The 14,656-nt window shown below is 64.2% G+C and carries 14 protein-coding genes; 10 read left to right on the forward strand and 4 right to left on the reverse strand.

Annotated features, from left to right (window positions below):
* Positions 1-38: 38 nt before the first annotated feature.
* From MEMAR_RS00700 to argB, 9 genes are all read left to right on the forward strand, one after another.
* Positions 39-1,535 (forward strand): peptidase M12, encoded by a 1,497-nt coding sequence (locus MEMAR_RS00700; protein ID WP_011843001.1) that lies wholly within the window; start codon positions 39-41, stop codon positions 1,533-1,535.
* A gap of 154 nt (positions 1,536-1,689) precedes the next feature.
* Positions 1,690-2,163: a DUF4367 domain-containing protein gene (locus MEMAR_RS00705; RefSeq protein WP_011843002.1), complete on the forward strand. Its 474-nt coding sequence runs from the start codon at positions 1,690-1,692 to the stop codon at positions 2,161-2,163.
* Positions 2,164-2,495: 332 nt separating this feature from the next.
* Positions 2,496-2,804 carry a hypothetical protein gene (locus tag MEMAR_RS00710; protein WP_011843004.1) on the forward strand — a complete coding sequence of 103 codons (309 nt, stop codon included), beginning with the start codon at positions 2,496-2,498 and terminating at the stop codon, positions 2,802-2,804.
* A gap of 164 nt (positions 2,805-2,968) precedes the next feature.
* Positions 2,969-3,487, forward strand: a complete 519-nt coding sequence (locus tag MEMAR_RS00715) for a hypothetical protein (RefSeq protein WP_011843005.1) — start codon at positions 2,969-2,971, stop codon at positions 3,485-3,487.
* A gap of 197 nt (positions 3,488-3,684) precedes the next feature.
* Positions 3,685-4,590 carry an ADP-ribosylglycohydrolase family protein gene (locus tag MEMAR_RS00720; protein ID WP_011843006.1) on the forward strand — a complete coding sequence of 302 codons (906 nt, stop codon included), beginning with the start codon at positions 3,685-3,687 and terminating at the stop codon, positions 4,588-4,590.
* A gap of 26 nt (positions 4,591-4,616) precedes the next feature.
* Complete coding sequence (gene argC, locus MEMAR_RS00725; RefSeq protein ID WP_011843007.1) at positions 4,617-5,603, forward strand: N-acetyl-gamma-glutamyl-phosphate reductase; 987 nt, start codon at positions 4,617-4,619, stop codon at positions 5,601-5,603.
* A 10-nt stretch (positions 5,604-5,613) separates the two neighbouring features.
* Entirely contained in the window at positions 5,614-6,096 is a 483-nt protein-coding gene (locus MEMAR_RS00730; RefSeq protein WP_011843008.1) for a CBS domain-containing protein, read from the forward strand.
* Positions 6,093-7,232, forward strand: coding sequence for a bifunctional glutamate N-acetyltransferase/amino-acid acetyltransferase ArgJ (argJ, locus tag MEMAR_RS00735; RefSeq protein WP_011843009.1), 1,140 nt, complete (start codon positions 6,093-6,095; stop codon positions 7,230-7,232). Before MEMAR_RS00730 ends, argJ begins: the two co-directional genes overlap by 4 nt.
* Positions 7,229-8,098 (forward strand): acetylglutamate kinase, encoded by an 870-nt coding sequence (gene argB, locus MEMAR_RS00740; RefSeq protein WP_011843010.1) that lies wholly within the window; start codon positions 7,229-7,231, stop codon positions 8,096-8,098. The genes argJ and argB overlap by 4 nt, the downstream gene beginning before the upstream one ends.
* A gap of 13 nt (positions 8,099-8,111) precedes the next feature.
* On the opposite strand, the gene MEMAR_RS00745 is transcribed toward argB, so the two are convergent.
* Positions 8,112-8,396, reverse strand: coding sequence for a chorismate mutase (locus MEMAR_RS00745; RefSeq protein WP_011843011.1), 285 nt, complete (start codon positions 8,394-8,396; stop codon positions 8,112-8,114).
* A 95-nt stretch (positions 8,397-8,491) separates the two neighbouring features.
* On the opposite strand from MEMAR_RS00745, the gene MEMAR_RS00750 reads away from it, so the two are divergent.
* Positions 8,492-9,115: a site-2 protease family protein gene (locus tag MEMAR_RS00750; protein WP_011843012.1), complete on the forward strand. Its 624-nt coding sequence runs from the start codon at positions 8,492-8,494 to the stop codon at positions 9,113-9,115.
* Positions 9,116-9,132: 17 nt separating this feature from the next.
* On the opposite strand, the gene MEMAR_RS00755 is transcribed toward MEMAR_RS00750, so the two are convergent.
* The 3 genes from MEMAR_RS00755 to MEMAR_RS00765 form a co-directional block, all read right to left on the reverse strand.
* On the reverse strand, positions 9,133-13,188 hold the full coding sequence (locus MEMAR_RS00755) for a sensor histidine kinase (protein ID WP_048063893.1): 4,056 nt from the start codon (positions 13,186-13,188) through the stop codon (positions 9,133-9,135).
* A gap of 203 nt (positions 13,189-13,391) precedes the next feature.
* The gene (locus tag MEMAR_RS00760) at positions 13,392-14,012 is read right to left on the reverse strand and encodes a flavodoxin family protein (RefSeq protein ID WP_011843014.1); all 621 of its coding nucleotides are present in this window, start codon (positions 14,010-14,012) and stop codon (positions 13,392-13,394) included.
* Positions 14,009-14,620 (reverse strand): flavodoxin family protein, encoded by a 612-nt coding sequence (locus MEMAR_RS00765; RefSeq protein ID WP_011843015.1) that lies wholly within the window; start codon positions 14,618-14,620, stop codon positions 14,009-14,011. The genes MEMAR_RS00760 and MEMAR_RS00765 overlap by 4 nt, the downstream gene beginning before the upstream one ends.
* Positions 14,621-14,656 lie beyond the last annotated feature (36 nt).

Genomic DNA, 14,656 nt, shown 5'->3' on the forward strand with positions numbered 1-14,656 from the left:
AATGCCGAGATCCCTCTCAATCAATGAGGTGACCGGGTATGCAGGGAATCAAAATACTCCTGATATTGGCGCTCCTCCTCCCGGCGGGTTCCGCCGCCGCTCCGGCGCCCTCCACCGGGGGAACCACGAACTGGCTCGATACCTTCGACGAGTGGGTCGGGCCCCGGGATATGTCGATGTACAATCCGGCCATTGAAACCCCGCAGAGGGTTCCGATCACTGAGGAGATCGCGCGGCAGCACCCCGGCATGATCCTGCTCGATGAGAACGTGACGTTCCCCGACGCCGGATACGTGGTGGCGCCGGGGCTGCCGTCCGGCCCTACGGTTGACGTGGTCGTGACCGATCCCGTGTACTTCAGCCCGGTTCCGCCGGCCGGCGGGGCGAACCTCACAAGCCTTCCGCCCCTCCGGAAGTACGACCTCGTGACCGCCGACCCGGCGGCGTTCGTCACCGACGCGGGTTCGGGGGGTCCGGTGACGCTCCGCCTCCCCGGCGGGGAGTTCGTGCTCGACCTCGAACCGGTGCCGGGCCCCGTTGCGGAAGGCGCCCGGGCCTTCGTCAGGAACGAGTCGGGCACGTTTGAAGTCGCCCTTCCTTCTACATGGCGTTTTGAGGGAACCGTCGCCGGCGAGCCCGGGAGTTCCGCCGCGTTCACCGTCGGCAGCGACGTGATCCTCGGGACGGTCCGGTGCGGCTCGACGTCGCTCGTCATCGGCCAGGCAGGGACGGTCGAGGTCGGCGGGGAGCAGAAGATCGTGCACGTCATCTACGACGAACGGGACGTCATCCCGAAATTCTGGCCCCTGGCTACCGACGTCTGCGTGACGCCGTCCGGGACCGGGGGTTCTCCGGAAGTTACCGGGGCCCGGGTTGCAACCCTCGTAAAGAGCCTGATGGATGCCGTGGCGTTCGGGTCGTGCCGGGGCGGGAAACCGGACGAGTTGGATCCCGCATTCGGCCGAACCGGAGAAAGTGACCCCGATCCGGGGCGGATCTCGTTAGAGCGAGCAAAGCAGATTGCTTCCGATTACATCGAAGAACGGGATAACGGTCAGGATCTGGCACTGGTAACGGCCCGGTACGTAGTTCCTCATGCGGAGGGGCTCCCCGGAGAGTACCTCATACGCTACTCCCGGATTATCGGCGGGGTGCGCTGTCTCTCGGACGGCATAACCGTCACCGTTCATCCCGCAACCGGATGTGTCATGAGTTACTACAAGTCATGGACGATGCCGGAAGGTCAGGTACCGACCGATGCAGGGGCGAAGATATCGGAATCCGAAGCAGGCGCAATTGTAGCGGACGTTATGACTGAAAACGGTGCCGGAGGGGTCCAGATACTCTCTTCGGAGAAGCAGTGGGTGGACCTGAACTACCCTGCGGGTCTCCAGGAGCCTCACGACATTCGTCTGGCATGGCACGTCCGGTTTACCGACGATTACTATCGGTCGCGAGGGGTGACGTTCCCTGCTGCGGTGTGGGTGGATGCTGAGACGGGGGAGGTTTTCAGGTGTCTTTACAGTCTGGATTAACCTTGCCGTCCTGGTTGCCGGGGCTGGACAAGTAGCTTCCCGGCACAGAAAAGGTATAAGGGCCGGGGAGAAAGTCTCCCGGTGTGGATGCCGGAGCCGGCCCCCCGCAGGGGAGTGCGGCTCTCTTCCGCACCGGATATCCCGAGGAACCATCATGAAGAATATTCTCCCTGCCCTTCTCCTGCTCTGCTGCCTCCTTGCCGCTGCCGGCTGCACCGGCACCGAGGAGACCGTACCGGAACACGCGGGCACGCTTGCCGAGGCCCGCGAGGTCTTCGGCCCCGATATCCCCGAACCGTCCTACCTGCCCGAAGGCTACGCCTTCGAGAGCGCCGTCCGCTCCCCCGACGGCAGTGTCACGCTTACCTACACCGGCACCGCCGGCGACCTCCGGGTAACGAGGCTTTCGGCCGCGGACGCGCCGTGCCCCGGCCCGACGGTCGCCGGGAATGAGGAGCGGATCGTCCAGGGTAACGGCATCCAGGGCCATCTGGTCTACGAGAACGACGACCGTTCGGAGGGCTCTCTCTGGCTGTTCCGGTGGGAGTGGAACGATGCCGCTTTCTGCATGACAGGAAAACTCCCCGTGGACGAGATAACGAAGGTCGCCTCATCGATCGTCGAGTGATGGCCGGAACGGCTATGAGCCGGCTGCTCTCTCACCCCCCTCTTCCCGCAGCGCCTCCGTCAGGCGTTCCCTCAGGATCTCAATGGTCTTCTCGAACGTCCGGTTTTTCGGACATATGTCCGGAATGCTGGACGGTCGCCCGGCATTCGGGCACCTCCCCATCCTGCGCAACACCGGTTCCCGGTGCGTTAAGGCCGTTTTTGAGTGGAGTGTCGATCCGAATGACCCGACGTGTAGACGTGCGGCACAGAAAAGATATGTAGAGGAACGTTGACGTCTCCATCGTGAATACCGGGATCGGTATCCCGGGACACACCGGCAGGTGAAGATCGATGAAAGATAGACAATTCATAAACGGTACCGGCCGGGGAGGGCTGATCTGCATCGCCCTGCTGCTCTTCATCCTGGCCGGCAGCGGTATAGCGTGCGCATCTCCGGGTGGAGAACCTCCGGCCGATGCGGGGGAGGGCCGGGAGGCCGTGCTGGCGGAGCCCGGAGATACGACGACGTATCACGGTTCCGAAAGTGCGTACAGCATCTTCTACAACCCCGTGCTTCTCGCGTGCGGCCTGGGAGCCGTGCTCGTGCTCGCGGTGGGGTACGTCCTCATCCGGAGGTCCCGCGGGAAGGACGCACCGTGAGCGTGGCTCGGAGGTACGCTCCCCTGCCTCCAGGCACCTGAACGACTTTGGGAGCTGACTATGGATAAGGGAGGGGCCATTTCCAGGGTACCCGAAAGAACCGGGTATTCCGGGAATGGGATGTTTGATCCCGCCAATCCTCCGGCAGCAACCATGGAGGGCCGATGGACTCAAAGAAGATAATGGGAGTATTGTTGGGGCTTGCCGCCGTGCTCTCTGCAATCCTCTTCGCTTTCCCCCCGGTGAGTACGGATTGTGCCGGTGATGACGAAGCCGCACACGGCGGGATCGACCGGGTCTCCGGGTATGACCGGATGACCCGGATACTGCGAAACGACAGCGAGGTCCGGGATCTGGTCGAGGGAGGCTACATCTTCAAGGCCGGTGTATTCAACGAGACGGGAGAATCGGTGGCATTCATCAGTCTTCCCCCTCTCCGGCAGGCGGCGTCGGACTCCGGCCCTGCGGCACGGGAGAGTATCGAGTCCTATAGAGTGGTCACCGCTGTTACTGATGCCGGCGGCGAGACTGTCGGCCGGGAGAGCACCGTCAATACCACCGGCTGGGAGAACTACAAAATTATCCTCGACATACCCAACGGGACGGTATCATCCGTTGATCGGGTAGGACAACTACCCGAATGGATGAAACAGATCGATGTCACCGCTGTGCCGCGACGTTGACCGGAGCCCATGCGGGAGCGGGTAGGGTACCCCAACCGCACCAGGTCAGCCCGAATGGTTGTAATCCGGATGCCCCGGCCTTGCGGTTGCCGAAAAAAAGCGTCCGAGAAGAGATGCCCGGCGGGAGCGATTCTCTCTCGTCCCCCGCGCGCCGAACAACAACCCTTAAGAGCAACCCTACGAGAGTTACTATTCGAATGCTCGATCAGTTCAAGGGCTGCCTCCTCGGGGCCGCCATCGGGGATGCGCTCGGCATGGCGCGGGAGAGCACGCCGCCCGACTTCCAGCGCCTCCACGAAGGATACCGCCGTGCCTGGCGGGGGCACCCGAACACCGGGCTGAAACCCGGGCAGTTCACCGACGATACTCAGATGATGCTCCTTGTGGCGGAGATGCTCGCCGACGACACCTACTCGGAGAGTGCCTACGCTGCCGCCCTTGCCCGGATGTACATGAACGAGGAACTCCGGTTCCCCGACGGTGCCGTGGACGCCGCGTGCCGCCACCTCCTTCTTTCCAGCGGCAAACCGGGCGGCGTCTCCTCCGACACCGCCGGCTGCACCGGGATCGCCGTCCCGTTCGGCCTCCTCTACGGCGACCCCATCGACGTCACCGAACGGGTGGTCCAGGCCTGCAGCGTCACCCACACCCATCCGGGGGCGCATGCGGGAGCGGTCACCGTCGCGATGCTCGTCCACCACGCCGTCCGCGGCCGCTCCGACGCCCTCGAGCTCGCCGAAAAGCATGCCGGCCTCGAAGACGTCGCCCTCGGCAACAAGATCCGCGACGCCGTGCGCCTGGCAAACGAAGGGATCAGCCTCGAGAGCGCGCTCTCGGTGATAGGAAACGACGTCACCGTCTACCAGACCGTTCCGCTCGCATTCTTCCTGATCAACAGGATCAAAGACGTCACGGCCCTCCTCACCACCGCGGCGCACGTCGGCGGGAACACCGACACCATTGCGCTCATCTGCGGGGCATACGCGGGCGCCGTCTACGGGAGATCCGCTCTCCCGCCGGATCTCCTCGAAGGACTCGAGGGAAGAGACGAGATCGAGTCCGTGGCCGCCCGGCTCTACGAACGCTACACCGCAAAGCCTTAAGATTCTATAAAAGACACCCTCTTCTTATGGAAATTGCGATTATCGGTGCATCCGGATACACCGGGGGCGAGTTGATGCGGCTCCTGCTGCACCATCCGTCCGCGGACGTCGTCGCCGCGACATCCCGGAAGCTGGACGGCACCCCCGTCGCCTCGGTGCACCCCCATCTCCGGGGTCTGACCGATCTCGTCTTCCGGAACGCCGGAGCCGGCGATATCGACGCCGACTTCGCCTTCCTCGCCGTCCCGCACACCGCGGCGATGAAGGTTGCCGGGACGCTTGCAGAGCGGGGGATCAGGACCGTCGACCTCTCGGCCGACTACCGCCTCCCGAAAGACGTCTACGAAAAGATCTACGGCGTGACCCACGAAGCCTACTTCGAGGCCCCCTACGGCCTGCCGGAACTCCACCGCGACGAGATCAGGGGCGCTTCCTTCGTCGCGAACCCGGGCTGCTTCCCGACGGGGGCGACGCTTGCGGCGGCGCCGCTCGCAAAATTCGCCCACACCATCATCTACGACTCAAAGACCGGGGTTTCGGGCGCGGGAACCTCCCCCTCCGCGACCACCCACTACCCGAACGTCGGCGACAACTTCAGCGCCTACAAGTGGACGAGCCACCGCCACCTCGCCGAGATGAAGCAGGAGGCCGCCCGGCTCGGTTCAACCGCCCGGTGCTACTTCACGCCCCACCTCCTCCCGGTGAACCGGGGCATCCTGACGACGGCCCATATCCTCCTCCGCGAGCCGATGGGGCAGGACGAGGTCGAGGCGCTCTATAAGAAGTTCTACGCCGACGAGTTCTTCGTCCGCTACCAGAAACCGACCCTCGCGGCCGTCCGCGGGACGAACTTCTGCGACGTCGCCGTCGAGAGCGAGGGCGACCGGGTCGTCGCGGTCTCGGCGATCGACAACCTGGTCAAGGGCGCGAGCGGCCAGGCGATCCAGAACATGAACCTGATGTGCGGGTTTGCGGAAGACACCGGTCTGCGCACCGCCGGGATGTTCCCCTGAGGTGATGAAGATGAAGGTAAGAGACGTTATGACCCCGGACCCCGTGACCGTCCGGGTCGCTTCAACGGTGAGCGAGGCGGCGGGACTGCTCCGGAAGTACCACATCGGCGGGCTTCCCGTGATGGACGGCGACCGGGTGGCGGGAATCGTCACCGAGACGGATATCCTCTCGCTCCTCGATACCGGGGACATCTCCGACGACCTCTGGCTCCCCTCGCCGCTCGAGGTGATCGAGGTCCCGGTCAGGGAGTTCATCAACTGGGAGCGGACGAAGCGTGCGCTCACCGATATCGGCAACATGGAGGTGCGGCGGGTGATGAGCAGCCCGGTCATCGCCATCGGCGAGGATTCGGATATTGCCGATGCGGCTTCCCTGATGCTCCGCGAGGGGATTGCACGCCTCCCGGTGCTCCGCGACGACAACCTGGTCGGGATCGTCACCCGGGCGGATATCGTCCACGGCCTCGGGGCGTCTTCGGGGGAGAAATCGTGAAGAGCATCTGTGCGGTCGAAGGCGTCACCGCCGCGGGGATCAGGGAAGGAAAGTACGGGCTCGCCCTGATCCGGGCGAGCGGGACCGCGGCCGGGGTCTTTACGTCGAATAAGATGCGGGCGGCCCCGGTCGAGGTGATGATGGAGCGGATAGAGAGGGGTGCCCTTGACGCCGTCGTCGTCAACAGCGGGTGCGCGAACGCCTACACCGGCGAGCGGGGCTACCGCGACGCGGTGGAGATGTGCGGTATCGCGGCCGGACCCCTGGGTCTCGACCCCGGGTCGGTCGGCGTCGCGAGCACCGGGGTGATCGGGCGCTACCTCGATCTTCCCCTCATCCGCGACCAGTGCGGGCGTGCGGCCCCGCTCCTCGCCCGGAGTGCCGACGCCGAGGATGCGGCGGCACGGGCGATCATGACCACCGACACCTTCCCCAAACACGCCCTCGTCCAAACGGAGTCGTTTGCCGTCGGCGGGATCACCAAGGGAAGCGGTATGATCGCCCCGAACATGGGGACGATGCTCGCGTTCATCTACACCGATGCCGAGGTCGAGGCCCCGGTTCTGCAGGACATCCTCCGGCAGGCGACCCGGCGGTCGTTCAACCGGGTCGTCGTCGACGGGGACACGAGCACGAACGACGTTGCCTTCTGCACCGCGACCGGCGCCGCGGGCCGGGTTGACCGGGCCGAGCTCGCGAAGGCCGTCGAGGCCGTCTGCCGCGACCTTGCCGTCCAGATCGCCCGCGACGGCGAAGGAGCGACGAAACTCCTCGAGGTGACCGTCCGCGGCGCCCCCGACGAGGACGCCGCCGCCGCCGTGGCGCGGACGGTCGTCGCCTCCCCGCTCGTCAAGACCGCCGTCTACGGCGAGGACCCCAACTGGGGCCGGGTTGTCGCGGCGGCTGGGAGAGCTGGCGTGGAGTTCGATCCCTACGCCGTCTCGCTCCGGGTCGGGGAGATACCGCTCGTCCGCCGCGGCGAGATCGTCGCCGATCTCGGAGCGGCGAAGGCCGCGATGCGCGGTGCGACCGTCACGTTCGACCTCGACCTTGCGGCAGGCGAGGGGAAGGCGACCGCGTGGGGGTGCGACCTCACCGAGAAGTACGTAGAGATCAACGGGAAGTACACGACATGAAACGAGAAGACGTGCTGATGGAGGCACTCCCCTACATCCAGAAGTTTTACGGCAAGACGATCGTGATCAAACTCGGCGGCCACGCGATGGTCGACCAGAGCATCCTCGAGACGGTGATCCGGGACGCCGTCCTTCTCCGCTACGTCGGGATGAAGGTCGTCCTGGTCCACGGCGGGGGGCCGGAGATCACCGCGAAAATGCAGGCGATGGGGAAAGAGCCCAAATTCGTCGGGGGGCTGCGGATCACCGATCCCGAGACGCTCGAGATCGCCCAGATGGTTCTCGTCGGCAAGATCAACGACGGCATAGTCTCCCTCATCGCGAATTGCGGCACCCGTGCGGTCGGGATCTCCGGCAACGACGGCAACCTCCTCATCGCCCGGAAGATGGATCCCCAGCGGGTGCAGGTCGGCGAGGTCATGCAGGAGGTGGATCTCGGCCAGGTTGGGGAGATCGAGGAGGTCGATCCCGAGGTGCTCCACTGCCTCCTCGCCCAGAACTACATCCCGGTGGTGGCCCCGATCGCCATCGACCGGCAGGGGATGAGCCTGAACATCAACGCCGACACGGCGGCCGCCGAGATCGCGATCGCTTTAAGCGCGTTCAAGCTGGTCAACCTCACCGACGTCGACGGAGTGATGGACGCCGACCGGACGATGGTCTACCACCGCCTTGCGCTCACCGAAGCGGAGGCGATGATCGGTGCGGGGGTCATCGCCGGCGGGATGATCCCGAAACTCGAAGGATGCATGAAAGCGGTCAGGAACGGTGTCGCGAGCGCCCACGTCGTGAACGGCAACCGGGAGCACAACCTGCTCCTCGAGCTCTTCACCGACCAGGGCGTCGGGACGATGCTCACCCTGTAACTCTTTTTTCCTCTCACGGCAGGTTGCCGTCCCCGCTGCACTCCCGCTGTCGCTCCTCGTTCATATCGACCAGGATCTCAAAGACTCTCCGGACGGCGACCGGGTCGATCCGGCTCTCGACGGCGTAGGTGAAGACCCGGTCGAGGACGATCTTTCGCTGCGCCGGATCATGGATGGAGAGACCCTCCTCCTGCTTGATCCTCGCGACCTGCGTCGCAAGCCTCTGCCGTTCCGCAACCAGATCGATGATTTTCTCGTCGATCTCGCGGATCTCGTTCCTGACGGCATCTAGGGACATACTACATGATTGACCGCGGCCGGTGAATAAACCTGACGGGTCGTGCCCGGCGAGGCGAAGGATATTATCGTGCCGGGACAAACCTGGTACCGAATATGCTCGAACGAATACCGCCACGCGAACGCCGGGATCTCCTGATCGCGTGGCTTGCCATCTCGATCGCCTTCACCCTGATCTTCGTCAGGGGCATGGTCTCCCTTGACATTCTCGTCTTCTACTTCGCGATGTCGCTCGTCACGGTGGGCGTCGCCTTCGTCCTGCACGAGCTGGCGCACAAGTTCGCCGCGATGCGCTACGGTTACTGGGCGGAGTTCCAGAAGGATAACCAGATGCTCCTCGTCGCCGTGGTGATGGCGGCGCTCGTCGGGGTCGTCTTTGCGGCGCCGGGAGCGACCTACGTCTACGGGAACGCGACACGAACGGAGAACGGACGGATATCGGCGGCGGGCCCGATCACGAACCTCCTCCTCTGCATACCGTTTGCGGCGCTGATGCTCTTCGGTGGCGGCGGGCTCCTCGCACTCGTGGGTCTCGTCGGGCTCCGGATCAACGCGATGATCGCCACCTTCAACATGCTCCCGATCAGCGTGCTCGACGGGCGCAAGGTCCTCGCCTGGAACCCGGTCATCTTTGCCGTGCTCATCGTCGCCTCCGCCGGGCTCCTCTTCTGGTCACTTACACTGCCTCTCGTCTGGCCAAGCTCACTCTCTCTCTTCTGAGGGACCTGCCCCTTTTTTCAGGCCCGTTTCAGCGAGAACCGGAACGCCGCGCCGCACTCCGGACGGCCCGGCACCCGGTCGTCGACCCGGATACGGCCGCCGTAGCGCGATACAAGCATCCGGGTGATGTAGAGCCCGAGGCCCTGGCCGCTTTTGCGCTGTCTGCTCTGCCCGAACCGCATGAATATGGCATCTTTCATCGCATCAGGTATCCCCGGCCCGGTATCCTCGACAGAGACCACGACCTCGTCGTCGTTCTCCTCCACCCGGACGGTGATCTCGACCTCCGCCCCCCCGAACTTGATGCTGTTGCCGATGAGGTTCGTGAAGACTTCGGGAAGGAGCGCGTCGGCCATGACCGCAAGATTCGTGGCGCCGTAACGGATCCGGCTCCCGGAGAAGATCGCGATCTCGTCCCGGATCACCCGATCAAGGTCTACCGGAACGAGCACGGTCGATTCCTTGTGGATCCGGCGGATGGTCGAGACGTTCCGCAGGATCTCGATGCTTTTGCGGATACTGCTCTGGAGTTTCTGTGCGTAGCCTCTTCCCTCCCCCTCGAGCATATCGACGAGGAGATCGGTGTAGAGGCCCGAGACGTTCTCGGCGTTCCTGATGTCGTGGCTGAGGATGTCCAGGTAGAGGTTCGCCTCCCGTTCGGCCATCTCCAGCTGCCGGATCAGTATGGTGCGCTCGACGGAATTACCGATCTCCCTCCCGATGGCTGTAAGAAGAGATCGGTCGGCGTCGCTGAACCGCCTGTCATCCCGGGAGGCCACATTCAGGGCCCCGATTATCCTGCCGTGCGCTATAATCGGGATGCTGGCGTAGGTGTGCGGCGTCTCGCCGCTTTCCTCGGTGCACTCGTCGGGAAAGAGGGTCTCTCCTGCAACCAGCACCGTTGCGTAGGGCGCGAGGGTGATATCCGGGATGCATGGGTGCGCAGGAAAGCCCTCCGGGAGGCGCTGCGTGCAGACGAGCCGCGCACTCTGCCTCCCCGGCTCGATCAGGTAGATGCCTCCGCCTGAAAGATTGAGAAGGTCGAGGGTTGCCCCGAGCACCCTCTCCAGCGCCTCCTCGATGTCCGTTGCGGACGCCGATACGCCGATGATCCGGTTTAAGACCGAGAGCTCGCGATTATGGGCCTGGATCTCGGCTTCGGCCTCTTTCTGGCTGGTGATATCGGTGAACGAAGCCGTGATACAGAGGGGAACCCCATCGCTGTCCCTGACCAGAGTCCCGGAGAACATGACATAAAACACCGTGCCGTCCTGCCTTCTGCCGATCCGCTCGCCGGTATACCCGCCGGTGCGGGCAACTTTCACAAACGTGTTCCGGGCCTCCTCCTCGTTCTGCCAGAGTTCCGTGACCGGCTTCCCGATCGCCTCGGCGGGGGAGCCGTAGCCCCACATGGTGAGAAACGCCTGGTTGACATAGGTCAGGCGGCCGTCGAGGCCGGCGACGGTGAACGCGCTCGGCGACGACGCTATCGCCATATCCCGGATCCGGAGTTCCTGCTCGGCCCGCTTGCGTTCGGTGATGTCGATCCCCGAACCCATCGTGCAGATCCGCCTGCCCGCTTCATCGGTGACGACGGTGAGGGAGAGCTGCATGGGGAAGGCCGTTCCGTCTTTTCGTCGTGATTTCACCTCGCCCGACCAGGCGCCGTTCCGGACGAGTTCCTCTCTGATCCGGCTCATCTCCCCCGGATCTCCCCAGAGCACCGAGACGTGCTGCCCGACGATCTCCTCCTCCTCCCACCCGTGTATGGCGAGAGAGGCGCGGTTGGCGTAGATGATCTTACCGTCGTGGTCGGAGAGAGAGATGCCTTCGAGCGCCGACGCTATCGCCATATCCTTGATCCGCAGCTCGAGTTCGGCCTGCCGCTGCCTGGTCACATCGCGGAGGGAATAGAGCGTCCCGGTAACCCGCCCGAAATCGTCGTGTAAGGTGCTGAGCGTCTCGTCGACGAATATGATTTCGCCGCCCCTCTTGTAGTGGCTGACGACGCCGCGCCAGGTTCCTGACGATCTGAGAGCGTTTTTCGCCGCCTCTTCGTCGTCCGGGCGGACCCACTCGGTGGTGAAGAGTTCCGAGGCGTGCCGACCGAGAGCCTCACCGGAAGGAACGTCGTAGAGCCTTTCTGCTGCCCGGTTCATGTAGGTGATCCGTCCCTCTGCGTCGGCCGCGACCACGGCGTCCTCCACCTGCGAGAGCACCTGGGACTGGAACCTGAGTTGCCCTTCCGTCCGTTTCCGTTCGGTGACATCGCGGCTGATCCCGAGCAGGTTTCGGACGGTGCCGTCGCTTCCCGGCATCGGGGTGAGGCGCGTCTCAAGCCACACCTCCCCGCCATCACCCGGGATCTGCCCCTCTGCGGTGAAGATCTTCCCTGGAGACTCCGCTACAGCCCGGAGCACCGGAAGCCACCCTTCAACGAGATCGGGCGGAAACAGTTCCCTGATGTTCTTTCCCTGCAGGCTCTCCGGGTCTGCGCCGACCAGGCGGCCGCCGGCACCGTTTACGAATAGGATATCCCCGTCCATGCCTACGAGGAAGATGACGTCCGGTGCAAACTCCGTAAGCATCCGGTAACGCTCCTTGTTCTCCCGGAGCGCCTCTGCCATGCGTGTCTCCTCGCTGATATCGACGGCGGTGGCCATGATGCAGATCGGGGTTCCGGAATCGTCCTTGAGGATGGTTGCGGTAACGTGAGCGGTAAATTCCGTCCCGTCGGCCTTTCTGCCGACCAGTTTCCCGGTACATTTGCCCTGCTCCGTAAACGTCGCAAGCGCCCTCTCGACCTTGGCCGGCTCTACCCAGAACTCCGTGAGGTGCCGGCCGATAACCTCCCCCGGGTCGGTCAGCCCCCCCATCTCCAGCAGCGCCCGGTTGACGTGCGTGATATAGCCGTCGAGGTCCGCGATGGCGATCGCGGCAAACGACGACTCAAGCGACACCCTCCTGATCAGGAGTTCTCGCTCCGTGCGTTTCCGTTCCGTGATGTCGGCATGTGTCCCCGCGATCCGGATCGGCGTCCCGCGGGCATCGCGCTCGACCACCCGGAGCCGGTCGAGCACGTAGACCCATTCTCCCGATGCGGACTTCATCCGGAACTCCATCTCGCAGCGGTCGCGAACTCCTGCGGCCATCCCGGCGAGGGCCGCCCCAACGCGATCGCGGTCCTCCGGGTGGACGAGTGCGAGGATCGCGGGGAGCGTGGGCACGAACGCCCCGGGTTCGTAGCCGAGCATCGTGAAGGTCCGCGGGCTGTAGTAGATCGTGCCGGTGCCGACGTCCCAGTCGACCAGTCCGTCCCCTGCCGCCGGGAGTGCCAGGTTCAGCCGTTCTTCGCTCTCCCGGAGCGCCTGCTCCGCGCGATTCCGCTCGGTCACGTCGAGGAGCGACATCACCGAGCGGGCCGTCCCCGGGATCAGGCCGATGGTGGCCTCGACGGCGTGAAGGGTGCCGGCGCGGTCGATGAACGTGAAGGAGTAGTTCTTCGGCGCGGCTGCGGGATCCTTCCGGCGGAGGTTGTGGTACTCCATGATCTGCCGGCATTCTTCCCCCGGGGCGATGAAATCGGCCAAACGCTTTACTCCGGTGACATCCTGCCGCGGATACCCGGAGAGCCGCTCGAACTCGGTGTTCGCCACTGAGATAGTGCCGTCGCCTTCGATGAGGATCGTCGCCGTCCCGGTGTACTCGACGATCGCCTCGTAATCCCCGGTCTCAGGGGCTTCCCGGAGCCGGAGCACCCAGTTCTTCCCGGACGGCGTTCTCCACCCCGAGCAGTGGTACCCCCGTTCTCCACCGCCCGGATTCCTGAGCCGGCACTCGAACTCCAGAGTCCCGTTTCCGGGTGTCGCAAGAATTTTGTCGGCAAGATCGCTCACCGACCCCGCCTGCCCGGGTTCGCTCTCATGCACACCGAGCATCCGGCGGGAGGCCGTATTCGCCCAGATTATGCGGGCGTCCTCATCGAGCACCAGGACCGCGTCTTCCATACTCTCCAGTACCCGGTAATCCGGCTGCGCGCCGTGCAGACGCTCCGGAGGGTCGACGGGGGCCACGCTCGGTTTCTCCTGCTGCCCCAAGATGCATCTTGCGGGCTGGTATTGAATATGAAGATTGTCAAAACGTATTAATCTGTTCCGGTTGCTGGATAGGGGGAAAAAATATTAATCCGTGCGGCCGTGGCGGAGCGGGGTATCGTGCCCGGGGCTGGTGCCGGGGAAACATTCTTTGCCCGGCCGCCGCACGGGGAAAACAGGAGTCAGGGTTTCGCATCCTCCGGTTCTTGCTGGCCGGCAAGAAGGTTGACCACGTCACGCCCTTTCTCCCGTGCCTCCGTGAGCGCTGTAGGGTGCCTCGTGATCCCGCCGTAGCGGTCGAGATCGTTTGCGATGACGTTGTCCCAGTACTCGAACCCGGTGGTGTTGAAGAAGGCGGTGATTGCCGGGAACGCCGCATCGAAGACGTTCTCCCACCCGAGCCCCGCGGTCGAGACGAATATCCCCTTGTGGCGGCGGGTGTGGTCGGGAGCGTAGTAGAGATTCTTCAGGATGAACTTGCGCGCCCAGAGGTACTGGGCGCGGTCGATCAGTCCCTTCGCCTCCGCCGTGATCCCCATCGAATAGATGGGGGAAGCAAGGACAATGACATCGGCATTCTCAATCTTCTCAAAGACCTCCGTGAGATCGTCTTTGAGGACGCAGACCCCGGTACGGTGACAGACGTTGCACCCCTGGCACGAGGCGTACTCGAGCGGCCGCAGAACGATCTTCTCGACCTCTGCCCCCGCCTCGCGGGCACCCTCGAGCACGGCGTCGAGCAGCGTCTCGGTGTTCCCGTGCCGCCGTGGGCTGCCGGAGATGCCGAGGACGTTTACGGTCATGCCGCCCCGACCTCCCGCAGGTGCGCAACAACCTCCCGTGCCAGGCTCTCCGCGTCGGCCTTCGCGGTCGGATGGCGCTCAATCGCGCCCTTCTCGTCGACCCCGTTCACCATCAGGTACCGGAGATCTTTGTTTTTGATATCGACGACGTGAAAGAAGCACTTCACCGACGGAATTGCCGCATCGAAGACGTAATCCCAGTTCTGCCCGGCGGTCGAGAGGAAGATGCCCATCCGTTTTCCTTTCCGCTCCGGCGGGACGACCGGGAGGTGGAGGACGTACTTCCGGGAGCGGAAGACCTGCGCCCGGTCGACCAGCGCCTTCGCCTGCGCGGCAAGCCCCATGCAGTAGATGGGCGAGGCGAGGATGATGCAGTCGGCCGCGACGATCCGGTCGTGGACGTAGTCCATGTAGTCGTGCTGGACGCACCGGTTGAGCGTCTCGCAGATGTTGCACCCGCGGCAGGGCCGGATGTCGGCCTCGGCGACGACGATCTTCTCGACCGCGGCCCCTTCGGCCTCCATCGCCGCGAGCACCCAGTCGAGGAGGGTCTCGGAGTTGCCGTGACGGCGGGGCGAGGCCGCAAACGCGAGGACGTCTATGGTCATATATGATGTGTTGTCCCGGCGGAGGCAAAAAACGTG

The sequence above is a fragment of the Methanoculleus marisnigri JR1 genome, assembly GCF_000015825.1.
GTDB classification, from domain to species: Archaea; Halobacteriota; Methanomicrobia; order Methanomicrobiales; family Methanoculleaceae; genus Methanoculleus; species Methanoculleus marisnigri.

What these genes read in the sequence shown, in the direction of transcription:
- MEMAR_RS00760 (WP_011843014.1), bottom strand. Translation starts at nt 14,012, where the DNA reads ATGACCGTAAACGTCCTCGGCATCTCCGGCAGCCCACGGCGGCACGGG.
- MEMAR_RS00715 (WP_011843005.1), top strand. Translation starts at nt 2,969, where the DNA reads ATGGACTCAAAGAAGATAATGGGAGTATTGTTGGGGCTTGCCGCCGTG.
- argC (WP_011843007.1), top strand. Translation starts at nt 4,617, where the DNA reads ATGGAAATTGCGATTATCGGTGCATCCGGATACACCGGGGGCGAGTTG.
- MEMAR_RS00765 (WP_011843015.1), bottom strand. Translation starts at nt 14,620, where the DNA reads ATGACCATAGACGTCCTCGCGTTTGCGGCCTCGCCCCGCCGTCACGGC.
- argB (WP_011843010.1), top strand. Translation starts at nt 7,229, where the DNA reads ATGAAACGAGAAGACGTGCTGATGGAGGCACTCCCCTACATCCAGAAG.
- MEMAR_RS00730 (WP_011843008.1), top strand. Translation starts at nt 5,614, where the DNA reads ATGAAGGTAAGAGACGTTATGACCCCGGACCCCGTGACCGTCCGGGTC.
- MEMAR_RS00720 (WP_011843006.1), top strand. Translation starts at nt 3,685, where the DNA reads ATGCTCGATCAGTTCAAGGGCTGCCTCCTCGGGGCCGCCATCGGGGAT.
- MEMAR_RS00750 (WP_011843012.1), top strand. Translation starts at nt 8,492, where the DNA reads ATGCTCGAACGAATACCGCCACGCGAACGCCGGGATCTCCTGATCGCG.
- MEMAR_RS00700 (WP_011843001.1), top strand. Translation starts at nt 39, where the DNA reads ATGCAGGGAATCAAAATACTCCTGATATTGGCGCTCCTCCTCCCGGCG.
- MEMAR_RS00705 (WP_011843002.1), top strand. Translation starts at nt 1,690, where the DNA reads ATGAAGAATATTCTCCCTGCCCTTCTCCTGCTCTGCTGCCTCCTTGCC.
- MEMAR_RS00710 (WP_011843004.1), top strand. Translation starts at nt 2,496, where the DNA reads ATGAAAGATAGACAATTCATAAACGGTACCGGCCGGGGAGGGCTGATC.
- MEMAR_RS00745 (WP_011843011.1), bottom strand. Translation starts at nt 8,396, where the DNA reads ATGTCCCTAGATGCCGTCAGGAACGAGATCCGCGAGATCGACGAGAAA.